Below are 18,750 nucleotides of genomic sequence, written 5' to 3' on the forward strand. Positions count from 1 at the left end.
TTGGATAGCAAAATTAATTAAAATATAATGATAAGACGTCTTTAATCGAATTTTACTTTATCATTATATTTTGGGTTGAAATTTTTAGGGCTCAATTTCTCCAAAGTTTTTGCAAAGTTATTGATAATCTGCGTCATATTTTCAGAATTTACGATGCTTATATCGTCATTTGACTGATGATAATGGGTGATTTTACTCATATCTGCAGTAGAAATAGAGTGTGCAATTATTTTCTTTTTCACAAAACTTACATTGTCTGATCTGTAAAACAATTGTTGTTTAGCATACGGGTCTGGGTAGATTTTTAAACCATTCACAGCATTTTTATTAAACAATTCGTCAAGGTCAGAAAACTCGTCACCGGTAATAAATACTGTGTTTTTACCAAATTCTGCTTCTGTTGCCACCATTTCAAAATTAAATAATGCTGAAAGGTTATTGTAAATAGGATCTAAATTTTTATCCTCAGAAATAGCAATCGAACCTAGCATTCCTTTTTCTTCCCCATTAAATGCCATGAAAACCATTGAGAAGTCAGGTTTTTTATTTTTAAAATAATCGGCAATACCTACTAAAGTTGTAATTCCGCTTGCGTCGTCATCTGCACCGTTGTAAATATTGTCACCTGATTTATTGCTTACTCCGATATGATCAAAATGTCCAGAGAATCCTAAAAGCTTCTCAGATTTTCCTTTTTTAATTCCACATACATTGTAAGCTGTTTTTCCTTTATAATCAAATGGAACGAGATAAGATTTTCCGGTACAATATTCTAAATTATTTTCTTTAAAAAGCTGAGCGATGTATTCTGCTGCTTTATCGTTTTCGGGCGTTCCGATTTCACGACCTTTCATTTCGTCTGAAGCAAGCGTTGAAATAATGGTTTTTACTCTCTCTTCCGAAACATCTTGTGCAAAAGCCGAAGCAGAAAAAAGTGAAAGGAAAATATAGGTTAGTTTTTTCATATCTAAATTGATTAGTTTAATTATAATCGAATCTGTCGCAATTTTAGATGAAATGTTGCAAAGTGATTAAAAATATCTAAATAATCTGTTGTGTATTTTTGTATTTCGGAAATAATTGAAACTCCATTGTTTATCTTATTTTCATAATATGAATTGATTTTCTTAGTCTTGCTTTGCGTTTACTTATCGCAATGCTAAACAAAGTCTTTTTGAAAAAGAAATATTTCTTAAAATAAACAAAGGCACTTCATTTTAAATAAATAATACAAAGAAAGTAGTTGTGGTTGATTATTAGCTGGTTCTATTTCTTTTACCCATAAAGGATTAAATTGTTTAATGTCATTTTATTTTCAAAAATCTGTGCAATCTGTGGGAAATAAAAAAACAGCTCCCAAAAAGGAAGCTGTTCTCACTCAAAAAATCGTTGTACGGTTATCGAAGTCTGTCTACAGATTTTACGAGCCTCTCATCTTTTTTGATAAATAGGTTTGCCAAAAACAAACAAATTACCGCAATCAATGGGAAAACTGGCTCAATACCCTTCTCAGGAAAATCTATTCCTCCGGATAAGTTTTGCATCCAGTACACCAATACACCAATCAACAAAGCGTTTATAATAATGCTGATAGTATTCAGCAAGATTTGTCTTTTTCTGTTTTTAAAACTGAATAAACTCAATGCTCCTAGTAAAACTAAAACAATTGATGCAACGCTTACAATCGGAGTTTTTCCGAAAACATCTACATCCTGTCCTGTAATATATAGGAAAGCTGCGGCTAAAACCGAGAGCAAAATCCAAATAGTCTGTATCCTCTGTAACATAGAATTTTAAATTCAGAAGCAAAAATAACATAAATTTTGCACAATTCAAAAATAAGTGTAGATTTGCAACATACAATGTACTTGAAAACAAAAGTCACCCGACTTACTTTTCTTACTCACAACTAATTACATTTTTACATAAATATGTTTAACATAGAAACGTTAAGGTCAAAATCTGTAACGGAATTGACTAAAATCTTAAAAGATTTGGGCGTTAAGGTTGCAAGAACCAGCAATGAAAATGATAAAATTTTTGCTATTCTAGATTTTCAGGCTTCCAACCCTAAAGTTACAAAAGATTACTTCAATACCACAGAAACACCAACTGCTGTTACAGAGGAACAGCCAGTGGAAAAGGTGGTAAAACCAGCTCCTAAAAAAGCTGCTCCCAAAAAAGCTGTAAAACCTAAAGTGGAAATAGCAACGGAGCCAAAAGAAACTCCGCCTGCAAAAACACCGGAAGTTATTGAAATACCGGAAGCGACCAAAGCTGAAGAAGTACCAGCAGAAGAGGTAAAAGCTGAAGCTCCGAAAAATACACCAGAAGAAAAACCTAGTTCTTCCAACAACAGACAAAAAAGAAAAAGAGTTACGCCTCCTCCTGCATCGAATAGTGAAATTGAAGCGCAGGGAACGATAGAACTTCCTTTAAATATAGATTCTCAGCCAAGTGCACCTGCACAGGCAAAAGAGGAGAGACCTAAAAGACCACAACAAGGTCAGTCACAACAAAATCAAAAAGGTCAAAACCATCCACAGCAAAACAGTGGAAATCCTCATAATAGAAATCAGAACAATAACCAAAATCAGAATTCTAATCAAAACAACCCTAATCAAAACCAAAATCCTAATCAGAACAGACAGCAACATGCCGAAAGACCTGAGAGACACGAGGAGCAGCACGAACAGAAAAAAGAGTTCAGCTTCGATGGAATGGTTAGTATTGAAGGAGTTTTAGAGATTTTACCAGATAACTACGGATTTTTACGTTCATCAGACTTTTCTTATATTTCTTCACCGGATGACGTGTATGTTTCGACAGCACAAATCAGAAATTTTGGTTTAAAAACCGGAGATACCGTAAGAGGAATTGTAAGACTTCCGAAAGAAGGCGAAAAATATTTCTCATTACTAAAGCCAACTGAAGTAAACGGTCGCGATTTAGCATATATTAAAGACCGTGTTGCTTTTGAATATCTTACACCGTTATTCCCTGAAGAGAAATTTAACCTATCTGGAGATAATTCTACGATGTCAACAAGAATCGTAGATTTATTTGCACCAATCGGAAAAGGACAGAGAGCAATGATTGTTGCTCAGCCGAAAACCGGTAAAACGATGTTGTTGAAAGATATTGCTAATTCTATCGCAGCCAACCACCCCGAAGTTTATATGATGGTACTTTTAATAGACGAACGTCCTGAAGAAGTTACCGATATGGAAAGAAGTGTGAATGCAGAAGTAATTGCTTCTACATTTGATGAAGCTGCAGATAAACACGTAAAAGTGGCTAACTTAGTTTTAGCGAAAGCTCAGAGAATGGTAGAGTGCGGTCATGATGTGGTGATTCTTTTAGATTCAATTACAAGGTTGGCAAGAGCTTATAATACTGTAACTCCTGCTTCTGGAAAAGTACTTTCTGGTGGTGTAGATGCAAATGCACTTCATAAGCCAAAAAGATTCTTCGGAGCTGCAAGAAAAATTGAAAACGGAGGGTCGCTAACCATAGTTGCAACCGCTTTAATTGATACAGGTTCTAAAATGGATGAAGTTATTTTTGAAGAATTCAAAGGTACCGGAAACATGGAGCTTCAATTAGACAGAAAAATTGCCAACAGAAGAATTTATCCGGCCATCGATTTGATTTCTTCAAGTACAAGAAGAGATGATTTGTTGCTTGACGAGGTAACTTCACAAAGAATGTGGATTTTCAGAAAGTATCTTTCAGAAATGAATCCTATCGAAGCAATGGAATTTGTCAGCAAAAACATCAGAGGAACTTTAAATAATGAAGAGTTCTTGATGTCGATGAACAGATAATAAAGTATTTACTTTAAAAATATAAAAGCAGTCAAATTTTTGACTGCTTTTTTTATTAACTTCTTTTAACCCATTCGTTATGAATTTTTCGAAAGCGGATAAATCTTGGTATACAATCGTTGCCTGTAATGTTCTTACATTTCTGATAATAGATAATTGCCTTCTCACCCGATTTATCGATGATGGGTCGGCTTAAAGTAATTTTGCCAAGAAATTCACTATTTTCGCTTGGCTTTTCTACCTTTTCATAATTTTCAGGAAATCTTATTTTGGTTAAATCTAAAGTCGTTGCCTTTAAGTTTTCTTTTGCCGGAACAATGCTGTCTAATTCTAAAAGAGAACGATACACATTGCTGCTCGCAGAAGAACTTTCGATACTGTCGGAAATTGCAAATTCAAATTTTCTTCTCATTGCAATGGCATCTTCAATTATTTTTGCATCTTTCTCACTCATTGTTTGGTTTAAATCAATTCCGTTATTAGCGGCAATTTCATTCATTTCATCTTGTGAAAGATGAGTCATTCCGTATGGTTTTAGAATTTCATTGACAGATTCATTAAGTAGAGCATATTCATCTTTAGAAATACCGTCATTGTTACAGCTTATCAATAATAAAAATAATGTGGAGATTGTATAAATTTTCTTCATAACGACAAATTTAAAAAAATAATGGTTTTATCAACATTTAGCTATCTTTTTGTTATTATCAATGTTAAAGATTTATTAAAATAATATACAATCTTTGATATTGGCTTGAATATTGGCTAACTTTGAATCATAACATTAAAAATAAACTTATGTCATTTGAATTACCAAAATTAGGATATGCTTACGAAGCTTTAGAGCCAACAATTGATGCAAAAACAATGGAAATCCACCATTCAAAACATCACCAAGCATATGTTGATAACTTAAATAAAGCAATCGAAGGAACTGATCTTGAAGGATTAACAATCGAAGAAATCTGCAGAACAGCTGTTGAAAAACCAGCGGTAAGAAATAACGGTGGTGGTCACTTCAATCACTCTCTTTTCTGGGAAATTTTAACTCCAGGAGGAAGTAAAGAGCCTGTAGGAAGCGTAAAAGCTGCTATCGAAAATTATGGTGGTCTTGAAAAATTCAAAAATGATTTTTCTGAAGCTGCTAAAACAAGATTTGGTTCAGGATGGGCTTGGTTGGTAAAAAATGAAGACGGATCTGTTTCTGTAACTTCTACTCCAAACCAAGACAACCCATTAATGCCGGTTGCTGATGCAAAAGGAACTCCAGTTTTAGGATTGGATGTTTGGGAACACGCTTATTACTTAAACTACCAAAACAGAAGACCTGATTATGTATCTGCGTTCTTCGATGTTGTAAACTGGGATAAAGTAGAAGAATTATTCAACAAATAATCTTCTATTACTTCAAATAAAAAAGGTTCAGAATTTTCTGAACCTTTTTTGTTACCTGAATGTGTCACTTGCTCCAAGTCCATTCATTCTCAGTTTGTATTTCCAATTAACATAGGCAAAAACTTGATATAGTTTATACTCAAACTTGATCCCATATTTTTCTCTTGGGTCGTAGTCGATGGAAGATTCTATTATATTACGGTACTTTCCAGACATGAAATAAGAATTCCATTCGTTGACCAAAATTGCATTTCTGCTTTTCAAATTAGCTTCAGTATATTGATTCATAGGTCTTGCAATGGCATTCATAAAATAATCAAATTGGGTGTCGATTACAATTAAATCCCATTCTCCATCCTCATTTTTTGATGGTTTCATTGCAGAATCTTCCTTTTCGTTTTTAGGATTATTCTGGGCAAATGAATGTAATGGAATAAGAACTATAAGTAATATGATAATTAAATTTTTCATAATGAGTAATTTACATAAAAAAAGCACTCCAAATAGAGTGCCTTTATTTTATTTTTTGATGTATTCTTTCTGAAGAACCGATACAGCAGGGAAGTGGTCGCTGTAACCACCGGTGAATCGGTCGCCATCCCAAGAACGAAGCGGATAACCTTTCCATTGCCCTTCTTTATTTACTAAATAAGACGGAGCATAGATTTCAGCTTTAAAAACACTGTAACCAGGAGTCAATTTTTCTTTTGAATATAAATTCTGAGAAATAATAATCTGATCGAATAAGTTAGGAGCATCTCTGTAAGCCAAAGAAGCAACTCCTGCTTTATATAATTTGTACATTAAATTATAATAAGGAGTTTTATCAGATAAGTCTTGAGGATTTTCAACTGCACCTAAATGTTTTTTCAAACTTGGGCTTACCGGATCATCGTTGTAGTCTCCCATTGAAATTAACTTGATTCCCGGATAATCTGCAGATAGTTTATCCATTTCTGCTTTCAAAACGGCAGCAGCTGCATTTCTTCGTGGTTGTGAAGCTGCTTCACCACCACTTCTTGAAGGCCAGTGATTCATGAAAACCGCAATTTTTTCACCATCTAAAAGTCCGATTGCTACCAAAACATCTCTTGTATATTGTCTTCTTCCATCTTCGTTGTAGACTTTTATTTCTTTAGTGTAAGAATTTTGAACTACAAATCTGTTTTTCTGGTAAATGATTGCAATGTCAATTCCTCTTGCATCATAAGAATTGTAGTGTACAATTCCATAATTACTTTTGGCTAAAACCGGTTGCTTAATAAGGTCTTCAATTACCTGTCTGTTTTCTACCTCAATTAAACCACAAATTGCAGGATTATCGTTGGTGTACTGTCTTCCAAGCTCAGAAATTACCTTTGCTTCGTTCGCTAATTTTTGGTTGTAGTATTTCGTCCCCCATCTTTTTGGGCTGTTTACCGTGAAGTCAGTAGCTAAAATTTGATGACGAATTACTTTTTTTCCTACTAAAAGCTCATTGCTCCATTCTCCTTTATAGTCTTCAGTGGTTTCCAAAAACTTTAGAGAATCGATAGGCACACTTCTATGAAATTTAGGATTAGAAAAAGGAAGCGTTCCGTCAATATAGTCTGCAGATGCGATGGTATCCCAAAGATTTTCTACATTCAGGAAAGCTACGGCTGCTCTTTTAACTTGTTTTTGCTGAGAAAAACCAAAATTAAAACACAATACCGTAAAAATGATAAGATATTTTTTCATGTTTTTTTTAAATTCAAAAATTTGAGGGGCTAAAATTACAACTTTTAAAATCATTTAGAGATTAAATTAATCTTAAGAAGTATTTTTGAATTAAATCATAATAAGGACTTTTTATTGAGAGTATTATTGAGTGTTAAGAATAATTAATAGAATGAAGTAGTAAAAATGTTTTTGTTTATGAAAATAATCCTAAATTTGTTGCCCCTTAAATAAAGAAGGTGAAAAAAATAAGTTTATTATGATTAAAAAACTATCCCTAATCTCTTTGTTTACACTATTACCTGCATCTTATTATTATGCGCAAACTACTGTTTATGCGTACGTTAAAGGTCAGGATGGTAAGCCAGTAGAGAGAGCAGAGGTTGATCTTGAACAATCTGTTGATGACGTAACTGCAGACAAAATCGGTTACTTCCAGTTTGTAGATTTAAAGCCGGGACATTATCTTATTACCGTTACGAAACCAAATTTTGAATCTAAAATTTTAGAGTTTGATGTAACTGCTGATGAGAAAAGAAAAGACTTAGGTGTTATTGTACTAAACAATAGTTTGGGAACAGATGCCGGAGTTGTTGTGATTGATGATTCTGCAACGGATACTGAAGATGGAGGTTCTTCAATGCAGCCTACAGTTGGGCTTTTGAGCTCAGGTAGAGATGCATTTCAAAATGTTTCTGCTTTTGAACTAGGTGCTTATTGGTTTAGACCAAGAGGGGTAGATAACCGTTTTGAAGATGTGATGTTCAATGGTGTTTCGATGTCTAAAAATGATGACGGAAGAATCGACTTCAATAACTGGGGTGGTTTGAATGATGTAACAAGATATCCTTATGAAAATGTGGATAATATTACACCTTCAGAATATGCTTTTGGTAACTTGGGAGGTGTTGCTTATTACAATACTAGAGCTTCTTCTTACAGAAAACAAACATCTTTAGCTTATTCATTTACGAACAGAAGTTATTTGCACAGAGCAATGGCAACTTATTCTTCAGGAATGACTAAGAATGGTTGGGCATTTACAGTTTCTGGAAGCAGAAGATGGGGTGATAATGCAATTATCGATGGAGTGTACCAGGATGCTTATGCTTATTTCGCATCAGTTGAGAAAAAATTCAGCGAAAGACATTCTATTAACTTCACTGGTTTTGGATCTCCTACTTACAGAGCTTCAAACTCGCCAAACACTCAGGAGGTTTATGACATCATGGGTAAAGATTACAACTCATATTGGGGATGGCAAGATGGTGAAAAGAGAAACTCTAGAATCAGAAAAGTATTCGAACCGATGTTTATGCTTACTGATTATTTGAAAATAGGTAAAAATTCAAACTGGATCAATACGGTTTCTTACCAAATCGGAAGCGATGCTAGAAGTAGGTTAGACTGGTTCCATGCACCAGATCCGAATCCTACTTACTACAGAAAATTACCGAGCTTTGGTAATTACACTGCGGATGAATTTAAAGCGCAGTCACAAATCGATTGGAATAGTCTTTATCAGGCAAATTATCTTAATAAGAAAAATATGGATGGTTCTAAAAGAGAGGCTGTCTATACTATTGTAGAGGATGTAAACAGAGATAAGACATTCAATTTTGCGTCTCACTTTGATACAAGATTAAAGGAAAACTGGAAATTGAATATCAATTTTAATTATCAGAATTTAAGATCAGATAATTTTAGAAGAATTAAAGATTTATTAGGAGCAGATTATGCCCTGAATTTAAATGCATTTAATAATGATGCAAAATACAATGCTGATGATGAGAATGTAAAAGTAAGAGTAGGAGACAGAACGCAGTACTCTTATGAACTTTTGAGAGATCATTATTCATTAAACATTTCATCAGAAGTAGATTTTAATAAATTTAATGTTGTAGCATCTATCTTTACGTCGTACTCCGAATCTCAGAGAGATGGTGATTATAGAAGTGGGCTTTTAAGGTTTAAAGATAATTCTAAAGGGAAAAGTAGTGTTTATGATGCTTTAGATGCCGGGCTTAAAGCTAAAGTGACTTACAAAATCAACGGTAAAAACTTTATCGTTTATAATGGCGCATTCTTTAGTTTAGCTCCAACTTTAAACGAAATTTATATCAATCCTAGAGCTGTAGACTATCTTACACCGGGAGTTAAAAACCAAATTATCAACTCTAATGATTTAAGCTACATTATGAGAGGGCAGGTTTTAAAACTTAGGTTAACAGGTTATTATACTACGATTAGTAATTCTACAGAGATTTCAAGATATTATGCTGATGTAAATGACGGTACTTTAGGGAATTCTTTCAGTACATTAGTGAATGAAGCGATGAGTGGAGTAGATAAAAGATATGTGGGAGCAGAACTTGGTTTTGATTTAAAGATTACTCCTACCTTAAATGCTATTGGTGCTGCAAGTATTGGTGAATATAAATATACCAATAATCCTGAGGTTTCTACTTTTGATGATCTTAATGGTTTTAGAAGTTCAGATACCACTTGGGGGAAAGCAAATATTAAAGATTTTAAAGTTGCAGGAACTCCTCAAAAAGCATTCTCTTTAGGATTAAAGTATAATTCACCTAAATATTGGTGGGTGGGTGCATCTGCTAATTATTTAATGGATCAGTATTTAGATTTCTCAGCGTTAAATAAAACGCCATATATGTATACTAATATTTTAGATAACGATCCTTATGCTAACGTAACTCCTGAGCTTCTTCAGCAAATTACCGCTCAGAAAAAATTCGATAATCAGTTTATGTTGAATGCCAATGCAGGAAAGTCATTTCTTTTAGGTAAATATAGAATGGGAATAAGTTTATCAGTTAATAATATTCTTAATAACAGAAATTATGTTACCGGAGGCTTCGAGCAAGGAAGAAATGTCAACTTTAATGAAGCTTTGGTAGACGCTCAGAGGCAAACACCATATTTTGGGCCAAAACTTTGGTATGACAGAGGGACAACATTCTTTACAAATGTTTATTTAAGATTCTAAAATAAAAAGACAATGAAAAAATATAATTCAGTTTTAAAATATATTTTAGTGATGGTTACAGCTTTGTTTATTACAGGCTGTGTACATGATGATAAATATGGTGATCCCGATCTTACAGGATATGAGTGTAAAACAGCAAGTTATTATACTGACCCTAAAAATGGTTTTACAAAGTGGACATTACATGACTTGAAGCTAAAGCCTCAAAACGTAGCAATTGCAGAGAATGCCTATGTTGAAGCCTATGTTTCTTCTTCGGACGAAACAGGAAACATCTATAAAACTCTTTATGTACAAGATGCTCCAGTAAATCCTACAGATGGTTTAACAGTTAGCTTGGATGCAGTAAGTTTATATACTAAATTTCCACAAGGATCAAAAGTTTATATTCAGGTAAAAGATTTAGCAATGACTACTTATGGTGGGGTGAAGCAATTAGGAATGATTACTCCTGCGGGAACTAGAGTTCCTGAAAAAGAAATCAAAAACCGTATTTTCAGAGATTGTGAGATTAGAGAAAATATTATTCCGAAGGTGATGGCTATTTCTGAGATGGTTACTCTAAATGATGATTTTATCGGATGTTTGATACAAATCAATAATGTAGAATTTGACGCAAGAGCACTATGTACTCAATTTGCACCTAATGGTGTAACGGTAGATAAAACTATTGGTGAAGGTTGGGATAGTGTAAATAAAAAATATCTTAAAACAGCAGTGGTAAGAAATAGTGGTTTTGCTTCATTTGCGAACCAAATTGTACCGGCAGGAAAAGGAAAGTTTGTAGGAATCTTCAGTAAATTTCAATCTTCACCAACCTCTACGGCTACTTACCAAATGTACATCAACAGAGTTGCAGATTTGGATATGGAAGGTGATAAAGATGGTGATGGTATAGATGAGCATTTTGCGCGTTTAGATGGATTAACGTCTAATCCTTGTCAATTCAGTGCGAATGGATTAACTGTAAAAACAATTGCAGAAGTAAAACAATTAAACACAGCGGCAAATTGGACTGAGATCACAGGTGATTTCTATATTAAAGCTCAAGTGGTAGCAAACGATGCAACCAATAATTTATATAAATATGTTTATGTAGAAGATGCAACAGGAGGGATCAGAGTTAATATGAACAAACTAGACTTGTTTTTAGACCAACGTTTTAGATTGGGTAAAGATGTTTATATTAAACTAAAAGGATTGTATCTTAAAAATGTAAATGGAGAAATTCAAATAGGAGGTTTATTTACAAATTCAAGTGGTACGCAGTTTGGGCAAGTAGAAGAAGCGAATATGTACAAAAGTTTCTTCGATACTAATACTGTTACTCGTCCGGTTGTTGCAACCGAAAGAACAATTACATCTCTTACAACAGCAGATGTAGGCAGATGGATTAAGATTAAAGATTTACAGTTCATCGATGGAGATTTAGGAAAAACATATGCAAGTGGGACTTCTCAAACCAACAGAACTTTGCAAGATTGTAATGGAAACAAAATTCTTCTTAGAACCAGTGGTCAGGCTGATTTCGGAACCAATACAGATCCTAGAAAAGCAAGTGCTACAGAAATTGAAGGTGGTAAAGGTGATGTATATGCAATAGCAAGTATTTTCAATGGTACGTATCAGCTTTGGATAACAAGATTGAGTGACATCGATTTAGATAACCCAAGATGCGATGGTTCTATTTATACACCACTTCCGGTATTGTACAAAGATGATTTTGCAGCAGGAGGATTCAGTACAGATTGGGCTGTAGTAAATGTGACCGGACCTAATCAGTTTTGGAAAACTTCAAACCAAGGTAACGGAACCAATTATTATGCGATAATGAATGGTTTTGCTTCTGGAAATAATGTTAACGAAGACTGGCTAATTTCTAAAGCAGTAAGTTTAGTGGGAAAAACCAAAGCAGCAGTAAGTTTTACATCTGACGTAAATTATTCTGGACCTGCTCTTCAGGTTTACGCTACAGAAAATTATACAGGAGATCCCGGAACAACTACTTGGGTAGCTTTACCAGCATTATTAGATACGAATAATACTGGATTTGGTGACTGGGTAAGTTCAGGAAATGTAGATCTGTCAGCATTCTTAGGGAAAAATGTAAGAATTGCATTTAAATATACTTCAACAGCTTCCGCGGCGGCCACGTGGGAAATTGATGACTTCAAAATTAAAGGTCAGTAATTCACTGATTCATTTAGATTTATAAAGAACCTGTCTCTTCATTGAGGCAGGTTCTTTTTTATTTAGAAAATTTACAAATAGATATTCTATTTAAAACAGGCTTTATTCGGCATCAATTCTTAAATTTGTTGTTATGAATTATTTGGAAGCTTTAAGCAGAAGATATTCTGTGAAAAAATTCAATCCCGAAATGATTATTCCGCAAGACATTCTTCTCAATATTCTTGAGTCTGGAAAACTAGCGGCAAGTTCTTTGGGACTTCAGCCTTATAAAATATTTGTAGTGGAAAGTCTAGAAATGAAGGAGAAGTTGATACCAGCTTTCTACAATCCTTCACAGATTTCTACATGTTCGCATCTTGTTATTTTAGTTTCTAAAAAAAATATTGAAGAGACATATCTTGATGGATATTTCAGACACATCTCAGAAGTGCGTCATCAGGCTGTAGAAAGTTTAGATTTATTCAGAAATAGCATTACAGGTCATTTTGGAAGACAAGAACATGATGATATTTTAAACTGGGCAGAAAAACAATCTTATATCGTTTTAGCTAATTTAATGTATGCTGCAGCGATTGAAAATATTGATACCTGTCCGATGGAAGGTTTCAGACAAGATATCATTGAAGATATTTTGGATATAGATTCTGAAAAAGAAAAAGTAACGGTTACTTTGGCTTTGGGCTACAGATCAGAAGAAGATCAGTTCCAACACATGAAAAAAGTGAGAAAACCAAACGAAAAATTGTTTAAATTTATTTAATTATTTAGACGATTGTCTTAAAGCAAGAATATGATAAAAGCGGATGTATTAGTGATTGGTTCCGGAATTTCCGGATTATCTTATGCCATAAAAGTTTCAGAACAATTCCCCGATGCCAAAATAATCATTGTAACAAAATCAGACGAAGACGAGAGCAATACCAAATATGCTCAGGGTGGTTTGGCGGTGGTTACCGATTCTAAAAATGATAATTTCGAGAAGCACATCGAAGATACCATGAGAGCCGGAGATGGCGAGAACAAACGCGATGTTGTAGAAATGGTGGTAAAAGAAGCTCCCGCAAGATTTAATGAAATTGTAGAGTGGGGCGCCAATTTTGATAAAAAAAATGGCGAATTTGCTTTAGGAAGAGAAGGCGGTCATACTGAAAACAGAATTGTACACCACAAAGATATTACCGGTTTTGAGATTGAAAGAGCTTTGCTTCAAACGGTTAAAAATAGCCCGAATATAGAAATTCTTGATCATCATTACGTAATCGATATCATTACACAGCACCATGTTCCCGGAAAAGAATTAAATGAAGGTGAAATTAATTGTTACGGTGCCTATATTTTAGATGAAAAATCAAAATCTATAAAAAAAATCACTTCCAAGATTACATTGGTTGCTACAGGTGGAGCTGGTCATGTTTATAAAAACACAACAAACCCTACCATCGCAACCGGAGACGGAATTGCATTTGTAGCCAGAGCAAAAGGAAAAGTGACCAATATGCAATATTATCAGTTTCATCCGACTGCTTTGTATAGCAAAATCGATGGAATGTTATTTTTAATTTCTGAGGCAGTTCGTGGTGATGGAGCAAAATTGAGAACCAAAAGAGGGGAGAAGTTTATGCAAAAATATGACGAGAGAGAAGAATTAGCTTCCAGAGACATTGTTGCAAGAGCTATCGACGCAGAAATGAAAATCACAGGTGACGAATATGTAGGTCTTGATTGCCGTGAGATGAATCAAGAAAGGTTTTTAGAACATTTCCCCAATATTTATAAAAAATGTAAAAGTGAAGGAATCGATCCTTTTATACAACTGATTCCTGTAGTTCCGGCTTGCCATTATTTGATGGGGGGAATTGACGTCGATAAAGACGGACAATCTTCCATCAATAATTTATTTGCTGTCGGAGAATGTACCAATTCCGGACTTCATGGAGCAAACAGATTAGCTTCAAACTCTTTATTGGAAGGCTTGGTTTTTGGTCACAACGCAGCGATGAAAACGGTAGAATTGTTAAAAGAAAATAATTTTAATTTTGATGATTTAAAAGCTGTTCCGGAATGGAATGAAGAAGGAATGAAAATTATTGACGAAATGGTGATTGTTTCTTACCTCAGAAAACAGCTTCAGGAAATGATGAGCAATTTGGTAGGAATTGTAAGAAGCAACAGCAGACTAAAAATGGCATTGCAGAAACATGCAGAAATTGCTGCTGCAGTTGACGAAATTTATCATTACTCTATTCTCTCGCCCCAACTTTCAGAATTGAGAAACTTGACAACAGTTGCACATCTGATTATCACCCAATCAATGGAAATGACTCAAAATAAAGGTGCATTTTACAATAAAGATTTAGTTCAAGCATAATTGATTATTAAATAAGAATCATGAATAGACCAAGCTACGCTACAGATAAAGTTTTAAAGCAGTTCATAAAAAATGCTTTAGAAGAAGATATTCAGGATGGGGATCATTCTACTTTGTCTACAATTCCTAAAGATCTTGAGCAAAGTGCGAAACTTTTGGTAAAAGAAAACTGTATTTTGGCAGGTGTTGAGCTGGCTGAGATTATATTCAAAACTTTTGATAAAAATTTAAAAGTAGAAATTTATATTAAAGACGGAGAGGTTGCAAAAACTGGCGACATCGCATTTATTGTCACCGGAAGCGCAAGATCAATTCTTTCAACTGAAAGATTGGTTCTTAATTGTATGCAGAGAATGAGCGGTATCGCTACATTAACTCATGATTGGGATACTAGATTGATCGGTACAAAAACAAAACTTTTAGACACAAGAAAAACTACGCCTAATTTCAGAGTTTGCGAAAAATGGGCAGTTGCCATCGGTGGTGGAACCAATCACAGATATGGTTTGTATGATATGATTATGTTAAAAGACAACCATATTGATTATAATGGGAGTATTACCAATGCCGTGAAAATGGCCAAAGATTATGTGAAAAAGTCTAAGAAAAAACTGAAGATCGAAGTAGAGACCAGAAATCTTGAAGAAGTACAGGAAGCGATCGATGCAAAAGTCGATAGAATTATGCTCGATAACATGGATGTTACTACAATGAAAAAAGCAGTTAAGCTGATTAATGGCTCATGTGAAAGTGAAGCTTCCGGAGGAATTACAAGAGATCAACTGAAAGAAATTGCTACCACAGGAGTTACTTTTATTTCTGTAGGAGCGCTTACTCATTCAGCAGAAAATATAGATTTAAGTTTAAAAGCTATTATGTAAAACATTGTATTTTTAATAAAAACAACGGTATTTTGTTAAAAATTAAATAATATGATTTTTTTCACCTTAAAATTCAATTTTTATATTTTGTTCTGAAAATCAGTGAATTAAGCTTTGTTAAGAATAGTTAAAAATTAACATTAAGTTAATAATAGTTAAATTTTATTTGTCGAATTTTGCATAAAATTTAAATCTAACTATTACTTACGATTATGAAATTAATCAACAAATCGATGCTAACTGTGTTAATCACACTTTCTACAGCTAGTGTTTATTACGCTCAAGAAACTCAAGACACGGTAAAAACCAAGTCTAAAGATATTGAGGAGGTAATTCTAAGAGGAGTTACTGATATTGCTAAAGATAGAAAAACTCCAGTAGCAGTTTCTACAATTAAAGCTGCACAAATTCTTGAAAGACAAGGAAACCAAGAACTTGTTGAATTGCTGAACACAACGCCATCTGTATATGCTACAAAAGGTGGTGGTGGTTTCGGAGACTCTCAGATTGTTATGCGTGGTTTCGAATCTAGAAATATTGCAGTAATGGTAAATGGTATGCCTGTAAATGATATGGAAGGTGGTACTGTTTATTTCTCAAACTGGACTGGATTATCTGACGTTACAAGTTTCATGCAGGTACAGAGAGGGCTTGGTTCTTCTAAATTAGCTATTGCTTCTGTTGGAGGTACAATGAACTTCATCACGAAGTCAGCCGATATGAAAAGAGGCGGTATCGTAAGATTAGGTGTTGGTAACAACGACTATTTAAAAACATCATTTGCTTACAATACAGGAAAATCTGATAAAGGATGGTCTTCTTCATTCTTAATGAGTAGACAATCTGGAGCAACATATGTTCAAAATACAGATTATGAATCTTACGCATACTATTTTGCATTAGGTTGGGAAGCAAATAAAAAACACAATTTCCAATTTACAATTACTGGAGCTCCACAATGGCATGACCAAAGATCATATGCTCCTTCTATTGGAGATTATATCAGATATAATCCGGATAACGATGGAACTCCTGATAGAACCTATAATTCAGACTGGGGATATTATACAAATGCTGAAGGAAAAAAAGTTGCGCTTTCTAACAGATCAAATTATTATAATAAGCCAGTTATAATGCTTAACTGGGATTTTAATATTGATGAAAAATCAAAATTAAGTACAGTTGCATACATGTCCAATGGTAGAGGTGGTGGAACTGCTGATCTTGGAAGAGTAAATGGTAGAGGACTTACAACTTTAGTTAATGGGCAACCATATTTTAGAGATGCGCAAGGACTTTACAATTATGACAAAGTTTTTGCTGAGAATGCTGCAGTAAATCCAAATACAGCAGCTGCCGGATCAACATTAATAAGAAGAGCTAGTATCAATTCTCATAACTGGTATGGTATTTTAGCAAATTTCCAACATAAGATTAATGATAATTGGAATTTCTCAGTAGGTACTGATGACAGGTATTATTACGGATATCACTATCAAGTTGTTTCTGATTTATATGGTGCTCAAGGATACAAAGATTCTAACAACAAAAATATAGCTCCAAACGTTGTTTCACAAACTTCTGACTATAAAAAATTATCATGGAATCCTTTTGGAGGAAGTCAAGTTCCTTTAAATGAAAGAGTTGGATTTAGTAATGACGGTGAAGTAATATGGTATAGTGGATTTGGTCAAGTAGAATATACCAAAGATAAACTATCTGCATTTTTACAAGGATCAGTTTCTAATCAAGGATACCAAAGAATTGATGAGTTTGTTCAAGATGGTATTACCGTACAAAGAAACCAAACTGTAAACAGAAAAACAGGTTTCAAAAACATTTTTGGATACAACATTAAAGGAGGTGCTAACTATAATATCAATGAAAATCATAATGTTTTTGCAAATATTGGTTACTACAGTAAGCAGCCATTCATGAACACAGTATATCCAAGTAACCAGCAAGTTGTTAACCCTCAGTTAACTAATGAGAAAATTTTCTCTGCTGAAGTTGGATATGGATTCAGATCTGCAAACTTCAGTGCAAATGTTAATGTTTACAGAACTCAGTGGAAAGACAGAGCTTTAAGAAGAACTATTCAGGTTCCTGATGTAACAGATGCTTACGCTGAGATGAATGGTATTACAGAAATTCACCAAGGAGTTGAATTTGATGCAACTTACAAAGTCAATAAGTTTTTAGAACTTAACGGTATGTTCTCTTGGGGAGATTACTTTTATGAAGGAAATGCAACAGGAACAACATTTGATGGAAACAACAATCCTTTAACTGTAGCTGGAAATTCAAATACAACTACGCTTTATCTTGATAAAGTAAAAGTAGGAGGAACAAGCAGTAATAGTATTCCACAAATGACGGCATCATTAGGAGCTACTGTTAAGCCGGTAAAAGACTTAAGCATCTATGCAGGCTGGAGATTTGTAGGTAAGCTTTATTCTTCTATTGACATTGCTACTTTCTCAAACATAGCTAATCAAGACAGAGGAGTATTAAAATTACCAGATTATAATCTAACTGATATTGGTGTATCATATAAAATAAGATTGAAAGATGCTAATCAGTATTTTACTGTTGGAGTTAATGTTTACAACTTGCTTGATACTACTTACATTCAAGACGGAGCAACAAATAATTTTGTAAAAAATGTTGGAGACTTCAAAACTCCTACAAATACCGATGCACAAGCACAGGCATTATATAATACTTACATCAACAATCCAGCGAATTTCTACAATGGAATTGATACTTCAAACAGAGTATTCTTCGGATTCGGAAGAACTTGGGCTGCCAATTTATCTTTCAACTTCTAATAAATTCAGTTTTATTACATATCAAATCCCAGCTTTATCGCTGGGATTTTTTTATATTTGTATACTTTAAAAATAGAAAAAATAGAAGTATGGATTTTTACAAAATTTTACTGAGTGCCCATAAAGGATTTGCTTATTTGGAACTTGGATTAACAGCACTATTCATCGTTGCTTTATTAACCGTAATGTTCGGTTTTAGTGGCAAAGTAAACAAGTTACTGAAGAAAGTTACTTTATTTACTATGATCTTCTTCCACGTTCAGTTTACGATCGGGATCGTTATGCTGATTATGAACTTTACTAAAGGATTGGATATGGGAGCTGTAATGAAAAACGCTGACTTAAGATTTCAGTATGTAGAGCACCCGTTTTCTATGTTAATTGCTGCCGTTTTGATGACCATCATCAATAGAAAAGTAAAATCTAATGACACCATTTCTTTAGGAATCGTGATCATGGGATTGATCGCAGTAGGTTTATTTGCATTCGCATTTCCATGGACAAGGGTCTTTGGAGCTTAATTATATATTAACTTAATAATTTTATTTAT

The 18,750-nt window shown here is 34.0% G+C and carries 14 protein-coding genes; 9 read left to right on the top strand and 5 right to left on the bottom strand.

Features of this window, described 5'->3' with window-relative positions:
- Nucleotides 1–41: 41 nt before the first annotated feature.
- Both B5X64_RS02040 and B5X64_RS02045 read right to left on the bottom strand, forming a co-directional pair.
- Complete coding sequence (locus tag B5X64_RS02040; RefSeq protein ID WP_079463659.1) at nt 42–965, bottom strand: M28 family peptidase; 924 nt, start codon at nt 963–965, stop codon at nt 42–44.
- A gap of 432 nt (nt 966–1,397) precedes the next feature.
- Nucleotides 1,398–1,787, bottom strand: a complete 390-nt coding sequence (locus tag B5X64_RS02045) for a DUF4293 domain-containing protein (protein WP_079463660.1) — start codon at nt 1,785–1,787, stop codon at nt 1,398–1,400.
- Between the two features lie 144 nt (nt 1,788–1,931).
- On the opposite strand from B5X64_RS02045, the gene rho reads away from it, so the two are divergent.
- Nucleotides 1,932–3,827: a transcription termination factor Rho gene (rho, locus tag B5X64_RS02050; RefSeq protein ID WP_079463661.1), complete on the top strand. Its 1,896-nt coding sequence runs from the start codon at nt 1,932–1,934 to the stop codon at nt 3,825–3,827.
- A gap of 55 nt (nt 3,828–3,882) precedes the next feature.
- Here rho and B5X64_RS02055 read toward each other — a convergent pair whose 3' ends face one another.
- Nucleotides 3,883–4,476, bottom strand: coding sequence for a hypothetical protein (locus B5X64_RS02055; protein ID WP_079463662.1), 594 nt, complete (start codon nt 4,474–4,476; stop codon nt 3,883–3,885).
- A 149-nt stretch (nt 4,477–4,625) separates the two neighbouring features.
- On the opposite strand from B5X64_RS02055, the gene B5X64_RS02060 reads away from it, so the two are divergent.
- Nucleotides 4,626–5,222, top strand: a complete 597-nt coding sequence (locus B5X64_RS02060) for a superoxide dismutase (RefSeq protein ID WP_079463663.1) — start codon at nt 4,626–4,628, stop codon at nt 5,220–5,222.
- A gap of 51 nt (nt 5,223–5,273) precedes the next feature.
- Here the strand turns inward: B5X64_RS02060 and B5X64_RS02065 are convergent, their stop codons facing one another.
- A complete protein-coding gene (locus B5X64_RS02065) occupies nt 5,274–5,693 on the bottom strand; it encodes a DUF6146 family protein (RefSeq protein ID WP_079463664.1) in 420 nt (139 codons plus the stop codon).
- A 48-nt stretch (nt 5,694–5,741) separates the two neighbouring features.
- Nucleotides 5,742–6,941, bottom strand: coding sequence for an endonuclease/exonuclease/phosphatase family protein (locus tag B5X64_RS02070; protein WP_079463950.1), 1,200 nt, complete (start codon nt 6,939–6,941; stop codon nt 5,742–5,744).
- 238 nt (nt 6,942–7,179) lie between these two features.
- Between B5X64_RS02070 and B5X64_RS02075 the strand changes: the two genes are divergently transcribed.
- The 7 genes from B5X64_RS02075 to B5X64_RS02105 all read left to right on the top strand — a co-directional run bounded on the left by B5X64_RS02075 (nt 7,180) and on the right by B5X64_RS02105 (nt 18,721).
- Nucleotides 7,180–9,927 carry a carboxypeptidase-like regulatory domain-containing protein gene (locus B5X64_RS02075; RefSeq protein WP_079463665.1) on the top strand — a complete coding sequence of 916 codons (2,748 nt, stop codon included), beginning with the start codon at nt 7,180–7,182 and terminating at the stop codon, nt 9,925–9,927.
- 12 nt (nt 9,928–9,939) lie between these two features.
- Entirely contained in the window at nt 9,940–12,117 is a 2,178-nt protein-coding gene (locus B5X64_RS02080; protein WP_079463666.1) for a DUF5689 domain-containing protein, read from the top strand.
- A 133-nt stretch (nt 12,118–12,250) separates the two neighbouring features.
- Nucleotides 12,251–12,880 (top strand): NAD(P)H-dependent oxidoreductase, encoded by a 630-nt coding sequence (locus tag B5X64_RS02085; RefSeq protein ID WP_079463667.1) that lies wholly within the window; start codon nt 12,251–12,253, stop codon nt 12,878–12,880.
- A 30-nt stretch (nt 12,881–12,910) separates the two neighbouring features.
- Complete coding sequence (nadB, locus tag B5X64_RS02090) at nt 12,911–14,488, top strand: L-aspartate oxidase (protein WP_079463668.1); 1,578 nt, start codon at nt 12,911–12,913, stop codon at nt 14,486–14,488.
- 20 nt (nt 14,489–14,508) lie between these two features.
- Entirely contained in the window at nt 14,509–15,369 is an 861-nt protein-coding gene (gene nadC / locus B5X64_RS02095; protein ID WP_079463669.1) for a carboxylating nicotinate-nucleotide diphosphorylase, read from the top strand.
- Between the two features lie 212 nt (nt 15,370–15,581).
- The gene (locus B5X64_RS02100; RefSeq protein ID WP_079463670.1) at nt 15,582–18,200 is read left to right on the top strand and encodes a TonB-dependent receptor; all 2,619 of its coding nucleotides are present in this window, start codon (nt 15,582–15,584) and stop codon (nt 18,198–18,200) included.
- 89 nt (nt 18,201–18,289) lie between these two features.
- Nucleotides 18,290–18,721 (top strand): hypothetical protein, encoded by a 432-nt coding sequence (locus tag B5X64_RS02105; protein ID WP_079463671.1) that lies wholly within the window; start codon nt 18,290–18,292, stop codon nt 18,719–18,721.
- The last annotated feature ends 29 nt before the right edge of the window (nt 18,722–18,750 follow it).

Origin of the sequence: Chryseobacterium balustinum, from assembly GCF_900168205.1 — a bacterium.
GTDB lineage: Bacteria > Bacteroidota > Bacteroidia > Flavobacteriales > Weeksellaceae > Chryseobacterium > Chryseobacterium balustinum.

Coding starts and splice junctions, on each gene's coding strand:
- B5X64_RS02040 (WP_079463659.1), bottom strand. CDS start 965: ATGAAAAAACTAACCTATATTTTCCTTTCACTTTTTTCTGCTTCGGCT.
- B5X64_RS02045 (WP_079463660.1), bottom strand. CDS start 1,787: ATGTTACAGAGGATACAGACTATTTGGATTTTGCTCTCGGTTTTAGCC.
- rho (WP_079463661.1), top strand. CDS start 1,932: ATGTTTAACATAGAAACGTTAAGGTCAAAATCTGTAACGGAATTGACT.
- B5X64_RS02055 (WP_079463662.1), bottom strand. CDS start 4,476: ATGAAGAAAATTTATACAATCTCCACATTATTTTTATTATTGATAAGC.
- B5X64_RS02060 (WP_079463663.1), top strand. CDS start 4,626: ATGTCATTTGAATTACCAAAATTAGGATATGCTTACGAAGCTTTAGAG.
- B5X64_RS02065 (WP_079463664.1), bottom strand. CDS start 5,693: ATGAAAAATTTAATTATCATATTACTTATAGTTCTTATTCCATTACAT.
- B5X64_RS02070 (WP_079463950.1), bottom strand. CDS start 6,941: ATGAAAAAATATCTTATCATTTTTACGGTATTGTGTTTTAATTTTGGT.
- B5X64_RS02075 (WP_079463665.1), top strand. CDS start 7,180: ATGATTAAAAAACTATCCCTAATCTCTTTGTTTACACTATTACCTGCA.
- B5X64_RS02080 (WP_079463666.1), top strand. CDS start 9,940: ATGAAAAAATATAATTCAGTTTTAAAATATATTTTAGTGATGGTTACA.
- B5X64_RS02085 (WP_079463667.1), top strand. CDS start 12,251: ATGAATTATTTGGAAGCTTTAAGCAGAAGATATTCTGTGAAAAAATTC.
- nadB (WP_079463668.1), top strand. CDS start 12,911: ATGATAAAAGCGGATGTATTAGTGATTGGTTCCGGAATTTCCGGATTA.
- nadC (WP_079463669.1), top strand. CDS start 14,509: ATGAATAGACCAAGCTACGCTACAGATAAAGTTTTAAAGCAGTTCATA.
- B5X64_RS02100 (WP_079463670.1), top strand. CDS start 15,582: ATGAAATTAATCAACAAATCGATGCTAACTGTGTTAATCACACTTTCT.
- B5X64_RS02105 (WP_079463671.1), top strand. CDS start 18,290: ATGGATTTTTACAAAATTTTACTGAGTGCCCATAAAGGATTTGCTTAT.